We start from the raw sequence: 15,871 nt of genomic DNA on the forward strand, positions 1-15,871 counted from the left end.
GAAGCATCTCTCTTCATTACTCCACTTGTCCAGCTTTCAGAATTTGCTGCCACTTATCATTTTCAAAAACAAAGGCGTGGCCAGCTGCTGTATAAATGACCCGTTCTTTTGCGTCAGACGGATTTTGCGCGATGTACAAAACTCCGTCTTCTGGCAGGTCAGGCAATTCGAGCATCTGCTGCTCACCATTTCCCCAAGTATACTGGATGAGCTCTGCTTGTGTACTGAAAGTTGCAAAATACAAAGTGTCTTCACTGAAAAACACAGCAGTTCCGGTGAGGCCCTCTTCTGTCAACAATGTGAAGGTGTCCCCGCCATCTTCCGATAAGAAAATTCCTGCCGTCGTCGCTGCAGCAATCAATTGAGAATCGCTTGGGTGCATGGCAAAAGAAGAAATGTCCCCTTGTAACCCAGATCCATCGACTTGGCTCCAATCTTTTCCTTTATCTTCGCTGCGGAAATACCCAGGTCCCATCATTGAATTTTGCTGTGGATTCATCACAAACATGTGATGACTTTGGTAACCAACTGCCATGCCATGAAAATCGGTTTCACCTTCAAAACCCATATGATTTAACGAGCGACCGCCGTCATCGCTGCGCTGGATGCCCATCGGATTTTGCATCATTGAACCGGATCCTGGGTGTCCTGATGTATAAAAGCCATCATCCACCGCATTAAATCCCATGTAATCATGCGTATTATCACTCGTCTCAAACCACTCCCCATCACGGTAAATTTTCAAGCCTTCGTGTGATGCAAAATACAAGCCGTCTTCATTTTCAATATAATTCATCCCATGAACATGATCCATCTGGCCGTCGAATGCTACTTCAAATTCCTCCGTATTTTTGTCGACTTTGGCAGTAGACGTCTCCGTTTCTCCACAACCCGCAAGCAACAAACTTGTCAGTAAAAAAAGCCATACCCCATTCTTATTCATTACACTCAACCTTTCATCACTTGATTTTTTTTTATTATAGAGGAAAAGTTTTGAGTTTCGGTGCAGATTCTGCACAGTATTTGCATAATTTCTGGGTAAAGTAAAATAATTCATATAATGAAAGAGGGATTTAGATGATGAAAAACAAGTTTTTGTTAGTAACCATGTCAACTTTAACGGCCATTACGTTAGCAGCTTGTGGTGATACAGAAGAAACTGAAATGAATCCAGCCGACCCTGATAATCAAAACGAGATGAATGAAGAAATGGATAAAGATACAGAAGAAGATATGGGTCATGGCGACATGAGTCATTCGAGTTCTGGCGAAGTGCCCGAAGGACTGATGGAATCTGCCAATCCCACATTCGAAGTTGGCAGCCAAGCTAGCATAAGTGCTGACCACATGGCGGGGATGGATGGTGCTGAGGCGACCATCGTCGGCGCTTACGACACAACGGTTTATGCGTTGAGCTTTACACCTACTACTGGTGGTGAGCCTATTGAAAATCACAAATGGGTCATTCACGAAGAGTTAAAAGATGCGGGCGACACGCCACTAGCAGCGGATGACAAAGCTGTTATTGCCGCGGATCACATGGAAGGCATGGATGGTGCCGAAGCGACAATCGACTCTGCCGAAGAAACCACCGTTTACATGGTCAACTTTACGACTACCGACAGTGGCGAGAAAGTGACCAATCATAAATGGGTAACCCAAAGCGAATTATCCGCTAAATAAATCAAAAATCCCCTGCTTTTTGCGTAGGGGATTTTTTAATGCGCTTGGTTGTGCGCTGACGTTTGGTTACGCTCGCTCAGCGCGGAATATACACGTTCCACAACACTTACGCTCGTTCAACGCGAAATATGCACGTTCCACAACACTTACGCACGCTCAGCGCGAAATATGCACGTTCCACAACACTTACGCTCGTTCAACGCGGAAATATGCACGTTCCACATAACTTACGCTCGTTCAACGCGGAAATATGCACGTTCCACAACACTTACACACGTTCAACGCGAAATATGCACGTTCCACAACACTTACACACGTTCAACGCGAAATATGCACGTTCCACAACACTTACGCTCGTTCAACGCGAAATATGCACGTTCCACAACACTTACGCTCGCTCAGCGCGAAATATGCACGTTCCACAACACTTGCGCACGCTCAGCGCGAAATATGCACGTTCCACAACACTTACGCTCGTTCAAAAAAAGCACGGCAGGAAAATCCTGCCGTGCGCTCAGACCTTCAGGACAGCAGCGAAATACGCTCACTATACGTCTCGATCAATTTGCTATTATGCTCGTCTGCTCCGTCGATATTGCCACTTAAGAAGATAGGTGGGGCAAAGCCTGCGTCCGCCATTTCTTTAATGGCTTCGGCGAAAATGGCATTCAGGATAGTTGCTCCAACGACAGTGGACGTAGGGCCAAATGGAATTTCAACGCCTTCGTACGCTAAGACCGCATCACCCAAAACCGAATGATTATCAATCACCAGATCCACCGTATTAAACAGGTGTTTGCCTGTTTCGTGCCGTGAAGACTGGCTTCTGGAATATTCGAGTGAAGTGAGGCCGACAACAAACGCGCCTTTTTCTCGAGCAGCTAATGCTACGTCTATTGGCACAGGGTTACGCCCTGAAGTCGAAATAACAAAGACGATGTCACCTGGACGAAAGTCCTGATCTTGCAAGAAGCTTGCTGCGTAATCATGTTGACGTTCCAGTAGGGAAGATTGAACCGCCCCTTCGTGAAGCATGAGCGGCTCGACGAAAATCGGTTTGATTGGCACGAGTCCTCCTGCACGATAGAACACTTCTTCCGTTAAAACATGCGAATGACCGCAACCGAACAAATGAATGATGCCCCCAGCTTGAATCGCGGTCGCTACTTTTTTGGCAGCCGCTAGCATTGCTGGTTTTTCATTTTTTTCCACAGTCTCGAGACGTTCTTGTACTTGCTTGAAATAACGAGTCAACATAGTAATTTACCTCCAGCACACTTACTTATGCTTCTCCTAGTCCTTCAGCCACAATCAATTCGTCAACTTTAGCCATTAGTGATTCTTCATCGCTGCCGTCAGCCGTAATTTTGACCGTGTTGCCTTTTGAAACACCTAGTGACATCACACCCATAATTGATTTCAAATTGACTTCTCTTTCTTTATAAAGCATTTTTACGTCTGCAGAAAATGGCGATACTGCGCCGACTAATTTGGATGCTGGACGAGCGTGAAGTCCCTCGTCGCTAGTAATGGTGTACGTTTTTTCAATCATGTTCATTTCTCCTTTTGATTATCTTTGAATGTCTGTTGTAAATTTATAACGATCTGCACGATATGTACTACGAACCACTTCGAATGGAACATCACCAGCTAAATAACTGATGCGTTCAATCATTAAAATAGCTGCAGGTGATTTGATTTGCAACAGCTCAGCATCTTCTTTTTTCACCAGTCCCGCTTCCATTCGTTGGGTAGCATGACTAATTTTCAGGTGCTGGTTATTTTCAATCATCGCATACAGTGACCCTTGCAGCAAATCTGGCTGCAGTCCAGGAAATCGGTCGACTGGCAAATACGTTCGTTCGATTGCCATCGTTTTGTCATCGGCAAAGCGAATACGTTCAATAAAATATACTTGATCGTCAGCAGCCAATCGCAAGTCAGCCGCTATATCGATATCCGGGACCAATATTTCAAACCTAATTATTTTATTGCTCGGTACCATGCCACGCGCCTTCATATCTTCCGTAAAGCTCGTCAAACCATTTAATGGCTGCTCCACTTTCGGAGAAGCCACAAATGTGCCACGTCCTTTTTCTCGGTACAACAAACCGTCATTGACTAAATTTGTGATAGATTGACGTACCGTCATCCGGCTGACGCCGAAACGCTCGGTCAGTTCTCGTTCAGAGGGAATTGCTGTGCCGATAGGAAAGTCGCCTTGCTGAATTTGTTGCTTCAACTGTTCTTCTATCTGACTGTAAATCGGAATCGGCGATTGTTTGTCCAGCACAGCGATCACTCCTCTTTTGCCGTCACTAAGCTATAAGCATCTTTGTCTACAATCAGTGTGACGTGATTGTGTTCCCATAAAAATGAAGCCGGAAAATCGGTGCTGATGCGGCCTTCTAAAAATCGTTTTACTGCCTGTGCTTTGTTTTTACCAGAAGCCAGAACGACAATTTGTTCACTTTTTAAAATAGATTGGATGCCCATCGTAATGGCATGAGTTGGTACTTCGTCACGATCACTGAAAAATCGTGCATTGCTATTGCGTGTTGATGCCTCAAGTTGAACACAATGAGTCACACTCGTTTCAGGTGTACCGGGTTCATTAAAGCCGATATGACCGTTCATTCCCATGCCGAGAATTTGTAAATCGGGTGGTCCGATTTTGTCGATTAACTCCTCATAACGTTGGCATTCCGCTTCTACTGGAACCGCTTTGCCATTTGGAACATAGGTGTTTTCAAACATAATATCGATATGTTGAAATAATTTTTCATTCATAAAATAGCGGTAACTATTCGGGTGGTCTCCTGACAATCCACGGTACTCGTCCAAATTGACGGTCCGGATATGCTTGTAAGAAATGTTCCGTTCTTTGCCCCCTTGAATCAATTTTTCATAAAGACCAAGTGGAGTCGAGCCTGTTGCAAGCCCCAGCACCGAATGGTCATTTCTTTGGATTTGTTGTTCGACTAATTGTGCCGCCTTGCTGCTCATCTCTTCGTAGTTTTCGACGCAGATCAGTTTCATTTTTGACACTCCTTCTGGTAAGCGATAGTTCCTTTGCAAATGGTCATTTGGACCGTGAAGCTGTTGTCTAGTATCGCTATATCGGCGTCCAGATCAACTTGTATTTTGCCTTTATTCGAAAGCTTGAGATCTTTTGCTGCGTTGGCTGAAGTCATTGCCACCAGCTCGTTTAAGCTACAGCCTGTGAGTGACTGGACATTTTGAACAGCTTTTTCCATCGTCAGAATGCTGCCGGCCAACGTCCCATCGGCAAGCCGTGCATCTTTGTCAGTAACTTGTACATCTTGTCCACCCAAGTCATAAACACCCGGTGGCAGACCTTTGGCGCGCATGGCATCGGTGATAAGGATCAGTCGTTTTGCTCCTTTTTGGCGGAAAGCTAGTTCAACAGAAGAGGCATGACTGTGAATAAAATCAGCAATTACTTCTACGGTTAAGCTTTCTTCTACTAACGCCGCACCGACTACCCCAGGATTGCGGTGATGAAATGGACTCATTTGGTTGTACAGATGCGTCACGTGACTGGCACCTGAACGAACCGCTGCTTGCACTTCCTCAAATGTAGCATCTGAATGGCCAATCGATGCAATGATGCCCTCATCCGTCAAACTTTTAATCACAGCCAATCCATTTGTCGTTTCTGGAGCAATTGTCAGCAAACGAATTTGGTTGCCGCTAAGTTTTTGCCAGTTTTGGAATTGTGTTAAAGACGGCTCGATAATATGTTCAATTGGCTGTGCTCCGGCTCGTTTATCGGAAATGAACGGTCCTTCTAAATGGACACCCAGCATTTCGGCTTGTCCATCCTGTGCTTGAAACTTCTCGATGTTTTGCAAAGCCGCTGAAATTGCGCTGTCTGTTTGAGTCATCGTCGTTGCCAGAAAACTCGTTGTGCCTTCTTTTGGCAATGCCCCGGCTAATCCTGCTAACGCTTCCGGTGTTGCATCCATCGTATCGTGTCCTGCAGCTCCGTGAATATGAATGTCAATAAATCCAGGAAACGCTGTCCAATTTTTGCCGATTGCGTCTACATAGCTATCTGCTTGGGCATCGATTTTTTCAGCAACTCGACTTATTTTTCCGTCTTCAATGAGGATATCCCCAACGAAGCTTTGGTTAATAGCATCTGCAATGGTAATGCCTGAAATTAATATACTGTTCTTCATGTAGACCACTCCTTGCGAAAAACCAGGAAAATCGCGGTGGATGTCCCTGGTTTTCCGGCTCGTATTATTCGACTTTCAAAATCGAAGCTGTTCCTTGTTCTTGGAAACCATTTTTTAACATCGTTACTTTTTGTTCTGTTAAGTTTGTGAAAATCACAGGCGTCGCAATAGACGGCGCATTGGCTTTTAAGAATGTTAAATCTAGTTTCAGCAAGGCATCTCCGCGTTGAACAAGTTGACCTTGTTCTACCAAAGTCTCAAAACCTTCACCTTTAAGTTTTACAGTATCCAAACCAACATGAATCAATAATTCAATTCCGGTATCTGTTTCGATCCCAATGGCATGTTTTGTTGGGAATACGCTAACAATACGACCATCAACTGGCGAATGGAGAACGTTGCCGGTCGGCATAATCGCAAAGCCTTGCCCCATCATGCCTTGTGCAAATACATCATCTGGCACTTCTGATAGTGGAATAATTTCTCCTTGAATCGGCATTTCAAAATCTTTAGCAATAATTTGTTTCATTGCAGGTTCTTCTGTTGTTTCGTTTTTCGTACCAGCAGCTTCAGAACTAGCAGCTGGAGCTGGATTGCCATTTGCTAAGCGCGGCTTCATGGCATCTCCTAGAAATTCAACAGCTGTGCCGATTACGACTTGTACGTTTGTTTTATTGATTTTCATAACGCCCATAGCACCATGACGTTTCAATTCTTTTTCATTGACCAAATCAGAATCTTTAACAGTCATGCGTAGGCGTGTCGTACAATAACCGACTGCAGTAATATTATCGACACCGCCAAGTCCTTCAATTGTGTGGTAGGCTCTTACATCAACTGCTGTATTGCTTGAGCTTGCATTTTCTGCACCCTCTTCGTCCTCATCTTCACGACCAGGCGTTTTCAAATCCAATTTAAGAATCAAGAAGTAGAAGATAAAGAAGTAAATAACGCCGACCACTAACCCCATGACCAGCAGCAGCAATGGATTTTTGGCTAAGCCATAGTTCAAGACAAAGTCAATCGCTCCGGCAGAGAAACCGAAACCGTGATGGATATCCAATGCATAAGCAACCATCATCGAACCACCGGTTAACAATGCATGGACAACATATAAAATTGGAGATAAGAACATGAATGAGAACTCAATTGGTTCTGTAATTCCTGTTAAAAACGATGTAAAAGCGATACTGAACAACATACCCCCAACGATCGCTTTGCGTTCTTTTTTAGCAGTTGCATACATAGCGAGACACGCTGCAGGCAGACCAAACATCATAATCGGGAAGAAACCAGATAGAAATGGACCTGCTGTTGGGTCACCTTTTAGGAAACGGTTAATTTCTCCGCGCACAACTTCTCCAGAAGCATCGGTAAATGTTCCGAAATCAAACCAGACAACCGTGTTGATGACGTGATGCAAACCAGTTGGTAGCAATAAACGGTTCAAGAAACCATAAGCACCTACACCAAACATGCCTGCATTTAAAATCCACTCCCCCGCACTGTCGATTCCTTCTTGAATTGGAGGCCAAGCGTAACCCAGTAACCCAGCTAAAATGGTCATGGTCGCAGCGGTGATTATTGGCACAAATCGCCGTCCCCCGAAAAACGCAAGCCATTGCGGGAATTTCACATTGTAGAATTTATTATATAGAAGACCTCCGACGATACCGGATAAAATCCCAGCAAAAACGCCCATGTTAATCGTTTCGTTAATCGTTACGATCGATGAAGTTAGTACGAGATAAGCAACCGCACCGGCTAAAGCCGCTCCACCATTGCCATCATGAGCAAGGCCCATGGCAATACCAATGGCAAAAATGATGGCCAAGTTATCGATAATTCCAGCACCGGCAGCCGACATAAACGGAATGCCAAGCATATCTTCTTGTCCAAAACGCAGCAGCAATGCAGCAGCTGGCAATGTAGCAATCGGGAACATCAACGATTTCCCTATTTTCTGTAGAAAACTGAACATAAATTTCCACCCCTTTAATGTATTCTTAATTTTCACTATAGCTACAATCGGTATAGTTGTCTATACCAATTTGAGAATTAATGAAAATAAAGTAAGCGTTTTCTTATGAATGCAGAAAAACTTTGGCGTTTTTTTATATAGCGGAACTTGGACGGCACGGATAGCGAGAAAATTAGGGCGTCTTGAGATTGGCTCTTAGCGCACGGCATGTTTTTCTGCCGTGCTTTTTTGTGTAATTGGGGGATTACGGGGAACGTGCGTATTTTTCCAGGAGCGTGCGTATCCCTCTTCCGAGCGTGCGTATTTTTCCTGGAGCGTGCATATCCAGCTTCCGAGCGTGCGTATTTTTCAGGAACGTGCATAGCCAGCTTCCGAACGTGCGTATTTTTCCAGGAGCGTGCGTATCTAGCTTCTGAACGCGCGTATTTTCAGGAGCGTGCATAGCCAGCTTCCGAACGCGCGTATTTTTCCAGGAGCGTGCGTATCCAGCTTCTGAACGCACGTATTTCTCAAGAGCGTGCGTATCTAGCTTCCGAACGTGCGTATTTTTCCAGGAGCGTGCGTATCTAGCTTCTGAACGCGCGTATTTTTCCAGGAGCGTGCGTATCTAGCTTCTGAACGCGCGTATTTTCAGGAGCGTGCATAGCCAGCTTCCGAACGTGCGTATTTTTCCTGGAGCGTGCGTATCCAGCTTCCGAGCGTGCGTATTTTTCCTGGAGCGTGCGTATCCAGCTTCCGAGCGTGCGTATTTTTCCAGGAGCGTGCATAGCCATCTCCCACTCAACACCCAACGAGATTTTTTCCGCAAAAAAACTGCAGCTAACTCGAACTAATCGAGTTAGTTGCAGTTTGAAAAGTTAATTTTTCTTCAAATCCACTTTATTTGAAATTTAACTCCGCCTTTTATGAATGCTAGTAAAGCAAGATCTTCTTCTATCACTTTGCCAATCACATTCACTTTATCATCAGCTGGCAAATCCCTTTTTGTAATTTGCAGCTCACCTCTATAGCGTCCGTACTGTTCATTATCCACGGTGATGCTTCCTTTACTTCGAAAAATAGTGTTTTCGGGCTTTAGTAAATGAGTGCCGATCAAGCCATATTGACGAGATTCCATTGACCGAATGCAATCACGAGCAGCATCCCACCGATTGGTTTGAGCCGGCATCTCATCTAGTTGCACAAAATTCTTTGCTCTTAGAGAAATTACACCTTGCCCAAACATCTCAAATTGCTGCAAGCTTTTCTCGCTGAGCGTGATATCACCAATCAGTACTTTATCCACTGCCCCATTTTCTTTTAAATGTAGATACGCTTCAAAAGGAGCCATTCCCCGATGTTCTTCTAAAGTTGGTAACCCTTTGTACAAAGGGCCTCGAAGAGTTTCGTCTCCCGGGATAAACGCCATTACCGTCAAGCCCTCGCTTTTCAACCATAGATTTGTTTTCACAAACTCCATGGCATCTAACCCAGTTTCTGGTCGCGGATAAAAATTATGCCACATTTCTACAGTTTCTTTCTGCATCCCAGATTCCACTAATGCAGCAAGTCCCTCTTTTGTTAATGTGCTGGCGTTTAATGCAATTTTCATCTTGTGCGACAATGCAGCAATTATTTGGTCATCGACTCCATAATCAATTCGTAAACCAGTGACGCCCCAGTCCAACAAACCTTCTGCATTGTGCCAATCAAAGCCAAGGTGAGCCAAAGATTGCGGCGCAATATCCGCTACTAACTCCATATCAAATTGCTGCGCCCAGTTTCCTAGTTGCTGCAATCGTTCTTTGTAGAGGCGCGGATTGTCCTCTGGTATATGGAGTGAAGTAAAAATAGCGGCAAATCCGTTTTTGCTCAACCGTTCAATATAAGGTTTTAAGTGTGTGAAAGACTCGTCGCCCAAATACACCGAAATACCAAGCATTTTGTCAGCTCCTCTGAATAGAAAAAAGAGAGATTTCTCTCCCTTTTTTAAATACCTTCTGCCATCTCTTCTTTGAACCCAAACAGATATGTAAAGATGAATCCAAAAACATACGAAACAACCAATCCAACAAAGTACCAAACATATTTATTTTCAGCAATTAAAGGAATCAATGAAATACCGGATACTCCGATTCCAAGAGCGGCGGTCTGCATAACTGCTTGGAACGCGCCTCCAAATGCAGCTCCCATACAAGCTGTAATAAACGGTCGACCCAGTGGTAATGTCACACCGTAAAGCAAAGGTTCTCCGATACCAAGAAAACCTACAGGCAATGCGCCTTTAATAATATTCTTTAAACGCTGATTTTTTGTTTTCACAAATACCGCAATCGTTGCACCAACTTGACCTGCTCCAGCCATTGCTAAGATCGGCAGTAACGCTGTCGCACCTACAGTGTTCATCAACTCTAAGTGAATCGGTGTCAGTCCATGGTGCAATCCAAGCATAACAAGCGGCAAGAAGAACCCTGCCAGAATCGCACCCGCTACAGCGCCACCAACATCAAGTACAGAAGTTAATACGGTCATGATGCCATCTGATAAAACACCGGCGACTGGCACAATCGCATAAAGAGCGAAGAATCCGACGATTAATAGCGTAAAGAGTGGTGTAAATAAAATATCCACCGAACTATGCATCACTTTACGAACATTTTTCTCAACAAACGTCATCAACCAAGCAGCAAAGATGACACCAAACAATCCGCCTCTGCCCACAATTAATGGTTCTCCGTAAATCACGATATCCGCAAGCATTGGATTAAACAAAATTCCGCCGGCAATCGCGCCTAGTACCGGTGTTCCTCCAAATTCTTTTGCTGTGTTCCAACCAACTAAAATCGCTAAGTAGGCAAATACCGTGCTGCCGAGCAATAATAAAATCTGCATCCATGTTTCCGTTCGATCAGCACCACCATTTATTGCAAAGTTAGCTGCTCCGTTAATCAGTCCTGAAGCGACTAATCCAGGAATCAATGGAATAAAGATATTTCCCACACTACGCAAAAACAATTTGAAAGGTGTTTTGTTTTTTTCTTTTAATTTTGCTTTTTTCATCACGGCTTTTTCTTCGAAACTCATGTTATCTTCATTAATATCGGCCATTTCCCCAATAGACAGTCCCGTTTCGTTGCTCATTTCAGCTGCTACTTTATTAACCGTACCCGGGCCTATAACAATTTGAAGCGTATCGTCTTCGACAACACCCATTACCCCGTCTACACGCTTGAGTTCATTAAGATTTACTTTGCTGTCATCTTTAAGTGATAATCTCAATCGTGTCATACAATGCGCGACTTGCTGAACATTCTCTTTCCCACCAATTTTCTCGAGAATATCCTTCGCCATTTGTTGTTCTTTTTTCATACAACCCCTCCGCTCCCCTAACTGTTATAAAGCTTTGCGAACAAATCCACCTGCTATTTCCAGTTTTTCAATTGCTTGTTCTTTTGTACAATCTAGTAAACTCATCACAATTGCTGTCTTCACGTGACCATCCGCTTTTTCATAAAAACGCTCTGCAGCATCGTAATCGACTTGCGTTGCATCCATAATAATCCGTTTGGACCGCTCAATCAGTTTTGCGTTCGTCGCTTGGACATCAACCATCAAATTCCCATAAACTTTCCCTACGCCAATCATCGCAGCTGTTGAAATCATATTGAGTACGAGCTTTTGAGCAGTTCCGGCTTTTAGACGTGTAGAACCCGTTAATACTTCTGCACCTGTTTCGATCTCGATTGCGGTATCGGCAAATTCACTGATTTCCGATTGTGTATTGCAGGAAACGGCGACTGTCCCCGCACCCATTTGTTTAGCATATTGAAGTGCGCCAATAACATAGGGTGTACGACCACTTGCTGCAATGCCGACAACTGTATCATTTTTCGTTAAAGAAACCGCTTTCAAATCATCCATCCCGAATTGACGACTATCTTCCACACCTTCAATCGCTGTCTTTATCGCTTCTGCACCACCTGCAATAATTCCAACGACTTGATTTGGTGAGACACCAAAAGTCGGCACACATTCAACTGCATCCAAAATTCCTAAACGCCCACTCGTTCCAGCGCCAATATAGATCAATCTGCCCTTCGCCTTAAAGGAATGGATTACTTTTTCAACCGCTTCTTCAATGCTCGCCAATTCTTTTTCAATGATTCCTGGAACACTTTTGTCTTCTTGGTTCATCGTTTTCAATATTTCTAGCACTGACATTTCATCCATTTTCATGGTGTTGTTGTTACGCTTTTCTGTGGACAAGTTTTCCAGCATCAGCTCACCCCTTCTTTACATTTATTTGTTGTCTTCATTCTATCCTTAAGAAATTTAATGTCAATATATTTTAAATAAATAATGAATTTTAATTTCATGAAACTCTATAAAAAAAGAGCCGAATCATCGACTCTCATCTTCTCAAGCGTTCCATTTCACCGCGTGCATCATAATATTGCTGCAATACTTTTTCTCCAACATGATGGAAAATACTCAAATACAAGGTATCGATCACAGTCAATTGCGTCATACGAGAAGCAAGACTGCCAATGCGAAAATCTTGTTCGACGTTTGGTGTACATAAGTGAACATCCGCTTCTTTGTATAAAGGAGATTTGCTAAGTGTGGTGATAGCAATAACAGTCGCGCCTTTTCTTTGAGCGAATCGAGTAAGCTCTAGCACATCTTTTGTTTTACCGGATGTACTAATCGCAACAAAAACATCCTTTTCAGTCAAATGCGGAATCACAGAAAGCATATGATGGAAATCCAATGAAGTAATCGAGTGATACCCAAGTTTCGTGAATTTATATTGCGCATCGACTGCAGCTGTTGAAGAACCGCCAACGCCAAAAAACACGATTTTTCGTGCATCGCGAATTGCATCTACCGCTTTGGTTAACTCTTTGCGATCTAGTGAATCAGCACAAGATTCAATTGCTGACTTGTTGACATGAATTACTTTATGAAAAAGGTCATAGGGCGAGTCTTTTTTATTTAATACTGAAAAATCCGTTAAACTTGTATCTGTTAAGCTTAAGTCTTTCATCAAAGCAAGCTTAAAAGATTTATAACTTCCAATACCGATGGACTTACAAAAACGAATAATGGTCGCTTCACTCACAGCTGCTTTTTTTGAAAGTTCTTTTGTCGTCATATGAGGAACCGCTTCAGAATTCCCAAGAACATACTCTCCAATGCGACGCTCTGCTTCCGATAATTCCAAAAGCGCTTGTTCGATTTTCTGTCTTAAAGAAGTCATTTTGAACCTCCTGTAATTCTGTTTGTATATGCTGAATCTATTATCTTAAACTCTTTTGTTCATCTTATATAGCATACACGATTTTTTTAGTAGTCAGCTATTTTTTTGTTGACAGTTTCTTGAAACAAGCATAGAGTAGGCTCATATTTTATTTCTATAGGATGAGGAAGTGTCTGGTATGCAGTCCTGGAAAAAAAAGCGGATGTCGATTTCTCCTCCTTTAGTCATTTCCGGAAGTTTTCTGTTTTTGATTATGACAGGCACATTGTTGCTGAAACTCCCTTTCGCAACAACACAGCCAATTTCTTGGACTGATGCCTTATTTACCGCTACATCCGCTACGACCGTGACAGGTCTTAGCGTTTTTGACCCCGCCACGGTTCTTACCGGATTTGGCGAATTGGTTCTATTGGTATTGATTCAATGCGGCGGCATCGGCTTGATGACTTTCGCGGTTGCGATTCTCATCTTGTTCCGTAAAAAGGTTGGCCTTCAAAACCGAATTTACCTGCAGGAATCGTTAACTCAAAGTTCAATCGGCGGCGTTGTTAAGCTCGTCAAATCGATTTTGACATTTGCTTTAACCGTGGAAGCTGTCGCGACTGTCTTACTGACTATTTACTGGACCCCTGAATTCGGCTTTAAAGATGCACTCAACTACAGTGTCTTTCACGTCATTTCCGCTTTCAACAACGCAGGATTTTCATTGTTTCCTGATAATATGATCAGCTTTGCTGGAGATCCACTAGTCACTATCTTACTATCCTCATTGTTTATTATCGGGGGCATTGGATTTACAGTCGTTATGGATATCGCACAAAAAAAATCATTTCATCGTTGGTCTTTGCACACGAAACTGATGATTGGGGGCACTCTGATTTTGAATGCTGTCGCGACAATTGTCATTTTCATTTTGGAGTATAATAATCCTGGGACACTTGGTAACATGTCCTTATACGAAAAATTATCGACTTCTTATTTTAGTGCGGTAACCCCGCGAACTGCCGGATTTAATATGTTGAACTACGGCGAACTTGAAGACCCGACTTTATTGTTCACGATGTTGTTAATGTTTATTGGTGGTGGTAGCGCTTCGACAGCTTCGGGCATTAAACTCACTACGTTTATTGTCGTCATTTTAGCGACTGTTTCATTCTTGAAGTCACGCCGCGAACCTGAGCTTTTCGGTCGCTCAATTCGACTTGAAACGGTCATTCGTTCACTTGCCATTACTACCATCAGCGTCTTGCTCGTCGTTCTCTTCCTATTTTTGTTGACTGTGTCAGAAAAAATTCCGTTCTTGCCGCTCGCCTTTGAAGTGGTATCCGCCTTTGGTACGGTCGGCTTATCTATGGGCATCACAGGAGACTTGAGTAGTATCGGCGAAGTGCTTTTGAGCCTCGTGATGTTTACGGGTCGCATTGGACCATTGACGCTTTTCTTTATTTTAATGAAACCTCGCAAAGAAAATTATCGGTATCCATACGATCCTGTATTTACTGGATGATATAAAAACGCAGCTCCCTGTATTTCTGGAGCTGCGTTTTTGTATTTACTCTATTTCCTGCTAACTAACGAGCAATGTTCAATTACAGTTGAGCGCTTAAACCTTGTCAGATCAATTATCTGCGACTTTAATCATTCCGTACGAAGTAATCAAGTTCCACATATTTTGCGGAATATCCAATTTACCGACCATTTGTTGGGTAATCGCCGGATGGATTTCTTGTTCTTTTCCTTGTCTTACTTTATCCGTCCACTCAGGATCAATTAGCGCTTGACGTCCGAAGACGACAATATCTGCGCCTTCTGCCAAAGCCGTTACCGCATCTTCTGGTGTTTTAATGCTGCCGACTGCTACAAAAGCGGCACGGCCATTGATTTGATCCGCTAAGATGCGAACGATACTATCGCCTTGTTCAGCGCCTTTTGGTGTTTTCTTGAATTCGAACAGCGATACATGAATATAATGGATACCACGTTGAACCAATTCTTCGACGAGTATCTTCGTTTCTTCTATTGTATAGCCCGTCGATTTTTCATTGTTTTCTTCTGGTGATAGACGGTAGCCGACAATAAATTGCTCATCCGCATATTTTGCGACCGTGTCTTGAACTTTCTTCATGACAGCAAGTGGGAATCTCATGCGATTTACTAGACTGCCGCCCCATTGATCTTCACGCTGATTGGTAACCTTCGATACAAATTGCTGGAGCAAGTACGTATTGGCGCCGTGAATTTCCACACCATCAAAGCCGGCTTCGATTGCTCTTTTAGTCGTTGCCCCAAAATCTTCGATAATTGCGTAGATTTCTTCTTCCGTCAATTCGCGCGGTGTTGGCTTGCCCGCTTCTCCTACAGCACTTGGCGCTACGGTTTCATTGGCTTTTATCAATTCAGGCTGTCCTTGACGACCGCCATGTTGCATTTGCAAAATTGCTTTGCTGCCTTTTGATTTCATTTCTTTTGCCAATTGTTTTAGGCGTGGAAGTGCGCTGTCGTCAAACCCGATAAATTGGTTTGGAAACGCAATGCCATTTTCTGAAACGGCGATGCACGCTGTGATGTATAAACTACCTAGACCTGCACGACGATTGTAATACGTTAATTCTTCGTCTGAAACAGTCCCGTCTCTATTTCCCGAATAAGTTGTCATCGGCGCTACCCCCAAACGATCGTTTAATACTACGCCGTTTGGCAAAGTAATTTCATGGAATAACTCTTTATATAATGACTTCATGGAAGTTCCTCTTTTCTTCGTGC

14 protein-coding genes are annotated in these 15,871 nt (G+C 43.4%); 2 read left to right on the forward strand and 12 right to left on the reverse strand.

What is annotated here, in order from left to right:
• Positions 1 to 16: 16 nt before the first annotated feature.
• A complete protein-coding gene (locus FQ085_RS15365) occupies positions 17 to 943 on the reverse strand; it encodes a F510_1955 family glycosylhydrolase (RefSeq protein WP_149457072.1) in 927 nt (308 codons plus the stop codon).
• A gap of 134 nt (positions 944 to 1,077) precedes the next feature.
• Here FQ085_RS15365 and FQ085_RS15370 point away from each other — a divergent pair, with 134 nt between their 5' ends.
• Entirely contained in the window at positions 1,078 to 1,683 is a 606-nt protein-coding gene (locus FQ085_RS15370; protein ID WP_149457073.1) for a YdhK family protein, read from the forward strand.
• Between the two features lie 522 nt (positions 1,684 to 2,205).
• Here the strand turns inward: FQ085_RS15370 and FQ085_RS15375 are convergent.
• From FQ085_RS15375 to FQ085_RS15420, 10 genes are all read right to left on the reverse strand, one after another.
• Complete coding sequence (locus FQ085_RS15375) at positions 2,206 to 2,940, reverse strand: SIS domain-containing protein (RefSeq protein WP_149457074.1); 735 nt, start codon at positions 2,938 to 2,940, stop codon at positions 2,206 to 2,208.
• Between the two features lie 25 nt (positions 2,941 to 2,965).
• On the reverse strand, positions 2,966 to 3,235 hold the full coding sequence (locus tag FQ085_RS15380) for a phosphocarrier protein HPr (RefSeq protein ID WP_006828617.1): 270 nt from the start codon (positions 3,233 to 3,235) through the stop codon (positions 2,966 to 2,968).
• 18 nt (positions 3,236 to 3,253) lie between these two features.
• Entirely contained in the window at positions 3,254 to 3,976 is a 723-nt protein-coding gene (locus FQ085_RS15385) for a GntR family transcriptional regulator (protein ID WP_058386316.1), read from the reverse strand.
• A gap of 5 nt (positions 3,977 to 3,981) precedes the next feature.
• A complete protein-coding gene (gene nagB, locus FQ085_RS15390) occupies positions 3,982 to 4,722 on the reverse strand; it encodes a glucosamine-6-phosphate deaminase (RefSeq protein ID WP_149457075.1) in 741 nt (246 codons plus the stop codon).
• A complete protein-coding gene (nagA, locus tag FQ085_RS15395; RefSeq protein ID WP_058386318.1) occupies positions 4,719 to 5,888 on the reverse strand; it encodes an N-acetylglucosamine-6-phosphate deacetylase in 1,170 nt (389 codons plus the stop codon). Before nagA ends, nagB begins: the two co-directional genes overlap by 4 nt.
• 64 nt (positions 5,889 to 5,952) lie before the next feature.
• Positions 5,953 to 7,869, reverse strand: a complete 1,917-nt coding sequence (nagE, locus tag FQ085_RS15400; RefSeq protein ID WP_149457076.1) for an N-acetylglucosamine-specific PTS transporter subunit IIBC — start codon at positions 7,867 to 7,869, stop codon at positions 5,953 to 5,955.
• 868 nt (positions 7,870 to 8,737) lie between these two features.
• Positions 8,738 to 9,790: a DUF871 domain-containing protein gene (locus tag FQ085_RS15405; protein WP_149457077.1), complete on the reverse strand. Its 1,053-nt coding sequence runs from the start codon at positions 9,788 to 9,790 to the stop codon at positions 8,738 to 8,740.
• A 47-nt stretch (positions 9,791 to 9,837) separates the two neighbouring features.
• Entirely contained in the window at positions 9,838 to 11,217 is a 1,380-nt protein-coding gene (locus tag FQ085_RS15410) for a PTS transporter subunit EIIC (RefSeq protein ID WP_149457078.1), read from the reverse strand.
• Between the two features lie 24 nt (positions 11,218 to 11,241).
• Complete coding sequence (gene murQ, locus FQ085_RS15415; RefSeq protein ID WP_058386323.1) at positions 11,242 to 12,126, reverse strand: N-acetylmuramic acid 6-phosphate etherase; 885 nt, start codon at positions 12,124 to 12,126, stop codon at positions 11,242 to 11,244.
• A 133-nt stretch (positions 12,127 to 12,259) separates the two neighbouring features.
• Positions 12,260 to 13,108, reverse strand: coding sequence for a MurR/RpiR family transcriptional regulator (locus tag FQ085_RS15420; protein ID WP_149457079.1), 849 nt, complete (start codon positions 13,106 to 13,108; stop codon positions 12,260 to 12,262).
• A 178-nt stretch (positions 13,109 to 13,286) separates the two neighbouring features.
• Here FQ085_RS15420 and FQ085_RS15425 point away from each other — a divergent pair, with 178 nt between their 5' ends.
• A complete protein-coding gene (locus FQ085_RS15425; RefSeq protein WP_078080145.1) occupies positions 13,287 to 14,615 on the forward strand; it encodes a TrkH family potassium uptake protein in 1,329 nt (442 codons plus the stop codon).
• Positions 14,616 to 14,726: 111 nt separating this feature from the next.
• Here the strand turns inward: FQ085_RS15425 and FQ085_RS15430 are convergent, their stop codons facing one another.
• Positions 14,727 to 15,848, reverse strand: a complete 1,122-nt coding sequence (locus FQ085_RS15430) for an NADH-dependent flavin oxidoreductase (protein ID WP_149457080.1) — start codon at positions 15,846 to 15,848, stop codon at positions 14,727 to 14,729.
• Positions 15,849 to 15,871: the final 23 nt, after the last annotated feature.

This window comes from Planococcus sp. ANT_H30 (genome assembly GCF_008369335.1).
GTDB lineage: Bacteria > Bacillota > Bacilli > Bacillales_A > Planococcaceae > Planococcus > Planococcus kocurii.